Below are 8,921 nucleotides of genomic sequence, written 5' to 3' on the forward strand. Positions count from 1 at the left end.
CTGTGGACAGCGGACCGGTCAGCCGGGGTAGGTGAGCGAGGTCAGTCCGCGTGGCAGGTCCGGCACGGTCCGCTCGGGCCGGGTCAGGTCGACGACGACGCGTCCGGACACGCCGTAGACCTCGCTGAGGTCGAGCGGCGAGGAGACGAGCGCGCGGGTGCGCCCCCGGAGCCGGATCGTGCCGGTGGTCGAGGTCTCGCCGGGTGCGCCGTCGACGGAGAGCGTGCGGACCTGCGAGAAGTCGTCGGTGACGCTCAGCACCGAGACGGTGGTCGGCGAGCGCCAGCCGATGTCGCGGACCCGCGGGGCGTCCTCGGCGGGCACCGCGAGGGTCTGCAGAGGGGTGAAGCCGACGATGACGCCGGCCGCGTCGTGCCGGATCCGGCTGGACACGATCCGGTCGGCGGTGCGCCCGCGCACGACCGCGACCAGCCGACTGCCGTCACGGGAGACGAGCAGCTTGGTGACCGGGCGTCCGGTCACACCGGGTACGTCGAGGGGGCGGGCGGCGCCGTCCTCGACCACGATCACGCGAGCGCGCCCGGCACCGCGGTCGAGGACCCAGATCCGGTCGCGGTGGTCCCAGCTCGGAGGTGCGAGGTCGACGGCGCCGGCGACCACACCGGCGCTCTCCCCGTCGGGGGCCTCCGTCGGTGCGACGAACAGCTCCGCGCCGGTGCCGGAGACCGCCGCGACGCGCGAGCCGTCGAGGTTCACCCCGATGGAGCGGATGCCGAGGTCCTGGCGGCCGAAGGGGCCGAGCGTGCTCTCGAACGCGCCGATCGACCCCGCCACCACGCGACCGCCGTCGAGCGCGAAGAGCTCGCTGGACGCGCGCGCGCCGTTGGGGTCGTAGAGGCTGCCGACGCCGAGGTTCACCAGCGCTGCGCCGTCCTGGAAGCTGATGGCCCGCCCGCCGATGCTGAGCTTCACGGCGTTGATGCGGTCGTCCTGCTTCAGCGTCCAGACCAGCTGGGCCAGCATCCGGTCGGCGGTGTCCTGGTCGACCGCGTCGGGGTCGCCCGACAGCGCCACCTCGGCGATGCCGCCGCTCGTGATGGGCACCGACAGCCCCCGGGCCCGGGGGAAGTAGCTCTGCACGATCTGCGCCTCGTCGTCCGCGAGCGGCATGAGGAGCCCGCGCACCAGCGAGGACGCGAACTGGTCACCGCGGGGCACGTAGACCGGCTCGGGCACCAGCACCTCGGAGGTGGGGTCGAAGAAGTAGAGCGAGACGCGTTCGTACCAGTCGTCGAACCACGAGTCGGGGACGATCAGCGCGGACGGCACCTCGCCGATGCGCCACTCGCCACCCTCCTGGACCAGCCCGATGCTGAGGGTGCGCGAGGCCTGGGTGCGCTCCCAGGCGCCGCGGGCGTCGTAGAGGTTGACGTCGGTCATCGGGATCCGCACGGCCATGTCGCCGGACGCGGTGCCGAGCTCGTTGTAGGTCATGATCTGCTGCTCGGGCTTCCACCCGTCGGCTGCGGCGGTGGAGAGGAACTGGCGCGCGACGGTCAGTCGGATCGGCGTCGCACGCATCGCCTCGAGGAAGCCGGCGACGATCTCCTCGCCCGTCGCCCCCGCCTGCGGCGGGCGCGGGTCGAAGGCGAAGCCGGGCAGCTCGTCGACCTCGGCGGACGCCTTGGGCTCCACGACCGGGCCCTCGCTCGGCATCTGCACGCAGCCTGCGAGGAGCGTGCAGGCAGCGGCCGCGAGCAGGGTGCGCACCCCACGGCGCCGCAGGCCGATCATGCGGTCTCCCGGGCGTCGTCGGGCACCAGCGGCAGCGGCGAGTGGCGCAGCTGCGTGCCGAGGTGGCGCGGCAGGGTGAGCCGGAACTGGGCCCCCTCGCCGGGACGTCCCCAGGCCTGCAGCCAGCCGCCGTGGAGGTGGGTGTCCTCGAGCGAGATCGACAGCCCGAGGCCGGTGCCGCCACTGGTGCGCGCGCGGGCTGGATCGGCCCGCCAGAAGCGGTTGAACACCATCGCCGACTCCCCCGGGCCGAGCCCGACGCCGTGGTCGCGCACCGCGATCGCGGCGGACTGGCGGTCGGCGTCGACGAAGATCTCGACGTCGCGGGTCTCGGCGTGGTCGATCGCGTTGGTGACCAGGTTGCGCACGATGCGCTCCACCCGGCGTACGTCGGCCTCGGCGATGCAGGGCACCCCGGGGTCGTGCACGACCACCCGCGTCGAGCGCTGGGCGGCGAGGGCCGAGGTCATGTCCGCCACCCGGTGGGCGACGTCGACGAGGTTCACGTCGTCGGTCTCCAGCACCGCTGCACCCGCGTCGAAGCGGCTGATCTCGAGCAGGTCGGCCAGCAGGGTCTCGAAGCGGTCGAGCTCCTTCTGCAGCAGCTCGGCGGCGCGGCCGGTGACCGGGTCGAGGAAGGGCTTGGCGTCGTGGATGACGTCACTGGCCATCCGGACCGTGGTGATCGGAGTGCGCAGCTCGTGGGAGACGTCGGAGACGAAACGACGCTGCAGCCGGCTCAGCTCCTCGAGCTGGCGGATCTGCTTCTGGAGGTTGGAGGCCATCTGGTTGAAGGAGGTGGCCAGGCGAGCCAGGTCGTCCTCGCCGGTCACCCGCATCCGCTCCTGGAGCTGGCCCGCCGCGAGGCGCTCGGCCACGCGCCGTGCCATCCGGATGGGGGTCACCACCTGCCGCGTGACCAACCAGGTCAGGCAGGCCACCAGGAGCAGCAGCGGCACGCCGGCGACGAGCATCGCGCGCGACACCAGCGCGAGGGTCTCGCCCTGCTCGTCGAGGGAGTAGAGGTAGTAGAGCGTGTAGGTGTTGCCGTCGGCCGGCAGCCGCACCTGGCTGCCGACCACGATGCCCGGCCCCTCGGGGAGTCCCGGGACGTCGCTGATGGTCTTGATGTCGGTGTAGGTCCACGCCGCCGGCGAGGGCTCGTCGAAGGTGGCCTCGAGCCGCTCCGGGACGCTGGCGAGGTCGAGGCCCTGGGTGAACTTCGCGCCGCCGTCGGCCAGCCGGCTGCCCTCGCGGATCGGCGGCGAGAGGATCACGGCGAACCCGCGGGTGGCCCCGCGGGTGATGATCGGCTCGACGAGGTCCTGCTGCTGCCGCGACTGGTTGACGTCGAGGCCGGGCGTCGCCGCCAGGGCCTCGCGGGCGGCGCGGGTCTCCCCCTCGGCCTCCTGGACGACCGCCTGCACCCGGTGCTCGAGCAGGCCGTCGCGGGTCTGCTGGATGAGGAACCAGCCCACCACCCCGACGACCGCCGCGGAGAGCAGCACGGTGCTGAGCACCACGCGCGCCTGGACGGACCGGCGCCAGAAGGCCGGCCCGTGGCGCAGGATCGGGGGCAGCCGTTCGAACAGGCTCAACGGGGCGGTCCTAGGACTTGCCGGCCTTGTAGCCCACGCCGCGCACGGTCACCACGACCTCGGGGTTCTCGGGGTCGTGCTCGACCTTGGAGCGCAGCCGCTGGACGTGCACGTTGACCAGTCGGGTGTCGGCGCTGTGCCGGTAGCCCCAGACCTGCTCGAGCAGCACCTCGCGGGTGAAGACCTGCCACGGCTTGCGGGCCAGGCACACCAGCAGGTCGAACTCGAGCGGCGTCAGGTTGATCGCCTCGCCGTCGCGGGTCACCGAGTGCCCGGCCACGTCGATGCTCACGTCACCGATGGTCAGTCCCTCGTCGACCTCCACGTCGTTGCGACGTACGCGGGCGCGGATGCGGGCGACGAGCTCCTTGGGCTTGAAGGGCTTGACGATGTAGTCGTCGGCCCCGGACTCGAGGCCGACGACGACGTCGACGGTGTCGCCCTTCGCGGTGAGCATCACGATCGGCACGCCCGACTCGGCACGGATCTCCTTGCAGACGTCGATGCCGTCCTTGCCGGGCAGCATCAGGTCGAGGAGGACCAGGTCGGGCTTGTAGTCGCGGAACGCATCGAGGGCCACGTCGCCGCGGCCCACGATGCGGCTGTCGAACCCCTCCTGGCGGAGGACGATGGAGAGCATCTCCGCCAGGGAGGCGTCGTCGTCGACGACGAGCACGCTGCCGCGAGCGGGCTCGACAAGATCAGTCATGGCGTCAGTCTAGGTGCGACACCCGACCGATCAGGGTTGATCAGTAGCGGTAGTGGTCGGCCTTGTAGGGACCCTCGACCGGGACGCCGAGGTAGGCGGCCTGCTCCTTGGTGAGCTCGGTGAGCTCGACACCGAGGGCGTCGAGGTGCAGCCGGGCGACCTCCTCGTCCAGGTGCTTGGGCAGCACGTGCACGCCCAGCTCGTAGTCGTCGGCCTTGGAGTAGAGCTCGATCTGCGCGAGAACCTGGTTGGTGAAGGAGTTCGACATCACGAACGACGGGTGGCCGGTGGCGTTGCCGAGGTTGAGCAGGCGGCCCTCGGACAGCACGATGACCTTCTTGCCGTCCTCGAAGATCCACTGGTGGACCTGCGGCTTGATCTCGTCCTTGACGATGCCCGGGATCTTGGCCAGGCCGGCCATGTTGATCTCGTTGTCGAAGTGACCGATGTTGCCGACGATCGCCTGGTGCTTCATCTTGTGGAAGTGCTCGACCGTGATGATGTCGAAGTTTCCGGTCGTGGTGATGAAGATGTCGGCGGTCTCGACGACCGACTCGAGGCGACGCACCTCGTAGCCGTCCATCGCGGCCTGCAGCGCGCAGATCGGGTCGATCTCGGTGACGATGACGCGAGCACCCTGGCCACGCAGCGACTCCGCGGAGCCCTTGCCGACGTCGCCGTAGCCGCAGACGACCGCGACCTTGCCGCCGATCATGACGTCGGTGGCGCGGTTGATGCCGTCGACGAGCGAGTGGCGGCAGCCGTACTTGTTGTCGAACTTGGACTTGGTGACCGAGTCGTTGACGTTGATCGCCGGGAAGAGGAGCGTGCCCTCCTTGAAGCGCTCGTAGAGGCGGAGCACGCCGGTGGTGGTCTCCTCGGAGACACCCTTGACGAGCGGGGCGCGCTTGGTCCAGCGCTGCGGGTCGGCCTCGAGCGAGCGGGCCAGGACGCGCAGCACCTCCTTGAACTCCTCGTTGTCGGTGGAGTCCTGGGACGGCACGGCGCCGGCCTTCTCGTACTCGACACCGAGGTGCAGCAGCATGGTGATGTCGCCGCCGTCGTCGAGCAGCATGTTGGGGCCACCCGGCTCGCCGTTCTCGCCCGGGAAGTCGAAGACCTTCTCGGCCTCGTCCCAGTACTCGGCGAGGGTCTCGCCCTTCCAGGCGAAGACGGGGACGCCCTGCGGGTCCTCGGGGGTGCCGTTCGGGCCGACGACGACCGCAGCGGCGGCGTGGTCCTGGGTGGAGAAGATGTTGCAGGTGGCCCAGCGGATGTCCGCGCCGAGAGCGGCGAGGGTCTCGATGAGCACGGCGGTCTGGATCGTCATGTGCAGCGAGCCGGCGATGCGGGCGCCCGCGAGGGGCTGCTCCTTGCCGTAGCGCTCGCGCATGGCCATCAGGCCCGGCATCTCGTGCTCGGCGAGCTCGATCTCCTTGCGGCCGTAGGCGGCCAGGGTGAGGTCAGCGACGTTGAAGTCCATCAGGTGTCTCCCGGATTCTGAGGAGGTGCGTCTGCGCCGCACATCTGTGCATCGTCGGGATCTCCCGCGCGGACCAGAAGAGAGTAGGACCGTCCTCAGCGATTCGGGGAATCCTCGATGCCCCCGTCAGCCGGCTTTCCGGAGGGCTCTCCGGCGGGGTCCCCGGTGGGCCCGTCCGCGTGCTCCACGGGGTGCTCCACGGCGTGCTCGTCCGCGTGCTCGACGGTGTCGTCGTCGCCGTGGTGCGCGCCGACGCCGACCGCGCGCAGCGCGTAGAGGACGACGAAGCCGACGACCAGGCCGACGAGCGCCGAGACGACGGTGTTGAGCAGCCACCCGACGATGCCACCGAGCGCTCCCCCGACGGCGTCGTGCACGTCGACCTCCCAGTGGTGGAGCAGGTCGTAGGGCGCATGCAGGGCGTCCCCGATGGCGGTGCCCTCGAGGAGGCCGTCGTGCCCGCCGATCTCGTAGAGGCTGACCAGGAAGATGTGGCCGCCGACCCAGAGCATGGCGAGCGTGCCGATGAACGAGATGGCCGCGAGGAGCCGCGGCATCGCGGCCACCAGTGCGAGCCCGACGCGCTGGGAGCCCTTGGACGGCTTCTCCGCGAGGTGCAGGCCGACGTCGTCCATCTTCACGATCAGCGCGACCACGCCGTAGACCAGCAGCGTGATGAGGACCGCGACCACGGCCAGCACGATCGCGCGCATCCAGATGCTCGCATCGGCGTCCGAGCTGACGACCTCCTTCAGCGCGATGACCATGATCTCGGCGCTGAGGATGAAGTCGGTCCGGATGGCGTTGGCGATCGTGCGCTTCTCGTGCTCGGGGGTGAACTCCCCCTGCTCGGACACCTCGTCCGTCGCCTCGGTCGCGTGACCGGTGAGGCGCTCGTGGACCTTGTGGGCGCCCTCGTAGGCGAGGAACCCACCACCGAAGATGAGGATCACCGGCAGCAGGCCCGGCAGGAACTGCCCCAGCAGCACGGCCGCCGGCAGGATGAAGAGCAGCTTGTTGCGCAGCGACCCGATGGCGATCTGCTTGATGATCGGCAGCTCACGCTCGGCCGCGGACCCGTGGAGGTACTGAGGCGTCACGGCGGTGTCGTCGACGACCACGCCCGCGGCCTTCACGCTGGCACGGCTCGCGGCGGCGCCGACGTCGTCCACGCTGGCAGCGGCGATCCGGGCGAGTGCGGCGACGTCGTCGAGGAGGGCGAACAGTCCGCCGGCCATGGGTGATCCTTCAGGTCGTGGGTCGGGACCGGCCCAGCCTATCGACGTGCTGGACGCTCAGGCGCCCACCACGAGTCGCATGACCCAGCGCCACTTGGCGATCTGCCGGTCGCGCACGAAGCCGAGGTCCGCGTAGAGCGTCTCCGGACCGGTGTGGAGGTAGGCCCCACGTTGCGGCTTCCGGTCGACGACCTGCTCCGGGTAGGCCTCCACGACTCCCCCACCGGCCCTGCTGATCTCCTCGAGCACGGCGGTCACGGCGACCCGTGCGACGCCCTTCTCCCGGTGCCTGCTGCCGGTGAAGATGCAGCCGATGCGCCACGTCGGCAGCTCGACGAGGTCCTTCTCGTAGGCCTTGGCGTTCTTCACGTTCGGCAGCTCGTCGGGCGTGCCGAACTGGCACCAGCCCACCGCCCGGTCGCCGTCGTAGACGAGCACCTGGTGCACGGTTCCGTTCCTGGTGTGCTCCTCCTTGGCCGCCCGGTGGTCGGCCGCGGTGCCGCCGAGACCCTCGGGGTGGAACCCCATGCACCAGCACCCGCCCCACACGCCGTTGTTGGCCTCCACCAGGACGGCGAAGTCGTCCCACGTCTCCGGCGTGAGCAGGCGGGTCCGGTAGGTCACGGGCCCACGCTAGGCCGGGTTCCGGACGTTCGCGGGCCGGAGCTCGTACGTCATCAGCTCGGCGTGCGGCGGCATCGGACCCCTGCTCCGCTCGCCGGTGTCGGCCCACCCGAGCTTCTCGTAGAACGCACGGCCGCGGGGGTTGTCGGCGTACACGCACAGCCACGGAGGGGCGTGGCCCGCTGCGCGCAGGCGCGCGACAAGCTCGTTGTGGGCGGCGATGGCCAGGCCGCTTCCCCACTCCTCGACGGCGACACCGAAGTGCTTCACCTCGCCGCGGCGGGTCGCCGCGAACCCGGCGACCGCACCGTCGCGGAGGATGACGAAGCAGTCGATCTCGTCGTCGTCGATCTCCTCCGACCACCTCTGGGCCAGCACCTCCCGCGGGAAGGGGTGGGTGTGCTGCGGGAACACAACCGACAGCCCCGCGATCGACGCCGGCTCCTGGACGTCCATCACGGCAGGCACGTCCTCGAGCTGCATCTCGCGGAGCACGGATCCCGGCATGGTCGGACAGTAGCCTCGCCCGATGACATCGCCGCCCGCCGTCGCCGACCACACGTGGGCCATCGAGGAACGTGAGTACGCGCGGCACGAGGCCCGGCGCGGTCGGCGACACGCGTTCGAGCACCTCGACCCCGTGCACACCGCCCTCGTGGTGGTGGACGTCGTGCCCTTCTTCGTGCACGAGTCGGCGTACGTCCGCGGGATCGTGCCGCGGGTCAACGTCCTCGCGGACGCCCTGCGCGCGGCCGGGGGCGTGGTCGCGTGGGTCGTGCCCGGCTACTCACATCCGAGCGCCAAGGACCGCGAGTTCTTCGGCGACGCGGTGGCCGAGATGTACGCCCGCTCGGGCGGTGACGGGCCACCTTCGTCGCGCCTGGCCACGGGACTGTCCCGAACCGCCGAGGACATCGTCGTGGAGAAGACAGGGCGCAGTGCCTACTTCCCTGGCTCGTCGGACCTGCCCGTCCTGCTCGCGGCGCACGAGGTCGACACACTCGTCGTCACGGGCACGGTCACGAACGTCTGCGTCGAGGACACCGTCCGCGACGCCAGTGCCACCGGTCTCCGGGTCATCCTCGTCGCCGACGCGTGCGCAGCGATGCGCGACCAGGACCACAACGCGACCTTGCACGTCGTCTACCGGTCCTACGGAGACGTGCGCTCGACGGCCGACGTGCTGGAGCTGATGGCAGGCGGGTGAGGCTGAGCCCCTCCGCTGCGCCAACCACCAGTGTCGGTGGCCTCGCCTAGAGTCGAACACATGATCGAGGCACTGGCGCAGGGAATCGCGAATGTCGAAGACGACCTCTCCGCCTCCGACGTGCTCGCCTCGATCCGTTCCGAACGCGCCACGGAGAACGCCGCCGCGGCCAGGCAGCTCGACCTTGCCGCCCGCTGGGCCGACCTGCACCCGCCGGAGTCGATCCACCACGCTGCGACCTTCACCGTGCCGGGGTGTGAGCATGAGGAACCCATCGCGGGTGAGGGTGCTCCGCTGGTGGCGGAGT

At 70.7% G+C, this 8,921-nt stretch carries 8 protein-coding genes and 1 pseudogene; 2 read left to right on the forward strand and 7 right to left on the reverse strand.

Annotated elements, in window-relative coordinates; translation table 11 throughout:
• Positions 1 to 18: 18 nt before the first annotated feature.
• The 7 genes from ASC64_RS17385 to ASC64_RS17415 form a co-directional block, all read right to left on the reverse strand.
• Positions 19 to 1,755: an LpqB family beta-propeller domain-containing protein gene (locus ASC64_RS17385; protein ID WP_056908821.1), complete on the reverse strand. Its 1,737-nt coding sequence runs from the start codon at positions 1,753 to 1,755 to the stop codon at positions 19 to 21.
• Positions 1,752 to 3,353 carry an MtrAB system histidine kinase MtrB gene (mtrB, locus tag ASC64_RS17390; protein ID WP_235563807.1) on the reverse strand — a complete coding sequence of 534 codons (1,602 nt, stop codon included), beginning with the start codon at positions 3,351 to 3,353 and terminating at the stop codon, positions 1,752 to 1,754. Before mtrB ends, ASC64_RS17385 begins: the two co-directional genes overlap by 4 nt.
• A gap of 10 nt (positions 3,354 to 3,363) precedes the next feature.
• Complete coding sequence (gene mtrA, locus ASC64_RS17395) at positions 3,364 to 4,062, reverse strand: MtrAB system response regulator MtrA (RefSeq protein ID WP_056908822.1); 699 nt, start codon at positions 4,060 to 4,062, stop codon at positions 3,364 to 3,366.
• A 40-nt stretch (positions 4,063 to 4,102) separates the two neighbouring features.
• Complete coding sequence (gene ahcY / locus ASC64_RS17400) at positions 4,103 to 5,545, reverse strand: adenosylhomocysteinase (protein ID WP_056908823.1); 1,443 nt, start codon at positions 5,543 to 5,545, stop codon at positions 4,103 to 4,105.
• Positions 5,546 to 5,640: 95 nt separating this feature from the next.
• Complete coding sequence (locus ASC64_RS17405; RefSeq protein ID WP_082550594.1) at positions 5,641 to 6,783, reverse strand: DUF808 domain-containing protein; 1,143 nt, start codon at positions 6,781 to 6,783, stop codon at positions 5,641 to 5,643.
• A 57-nt stretch (positions 6,784 to 6,840) separates the two neighbouring features.
• Positions 6,841 to 7,407, reverse strand: a complete 567-nt coding sequence (locus tag ASC64_RS17410) for a GNAT family N-acetyltransferase (RefSeq protein ID WP_200937873.1) — start codon at positions 7,405 to 7,407, stop codon at positions 6,841 to 6,843.
• Between the two features lie 9 nt (positions 7,408 to 7,416).
• Positions 7,417 to 7,914: a GNAT family N-acetyltransferase gene (locus tag ASC64_RS17415; protein ID WP_200937875.1), complete on the reverse strand. Its 498-nt coding sequence runs from the start codon at positions 7,912 to 7,914 to the stop codon at positions 7,417 to 7,419.
• A 22-nt stretch (positions 7,915 to 7,936) separates the two neighbouring features.
• Here ASC64_RS17415 and ASC64_RS17420 point away from each other — a divergent pair, with 22 nt between their 5' ends.
• Positions 7,937 to 8,614: an isochorismatase family cysteine hydrolase gene (locus ASC64_RS17420; RefSeq protein ID WP_056908824.1), complete on the forward strand. Its 678-nt coding sequence runs from the start codon at positions 7,937 to 7,939 to the stop codon at positions 8,612 to 8,614.
• A gap of 60 nt (positions 8,615 to 8,674) precedes the next feature.
• Positions 8,675 to 8,921: pseudogene (locus ASC64_RS22570) on the forward strand (hypothetical protein); the annotation flags it as partial.

Origin of the sequence: Nocardioides sp. Root122 (assembly GCF_001425025.1) — a bacterium.
Taxonomy (GTDB): domain Bacteria; phylum Actinomycetota; class Actinomycetes; order Propionibacteriales; family Nocardioidaceae; genus Nocardioides.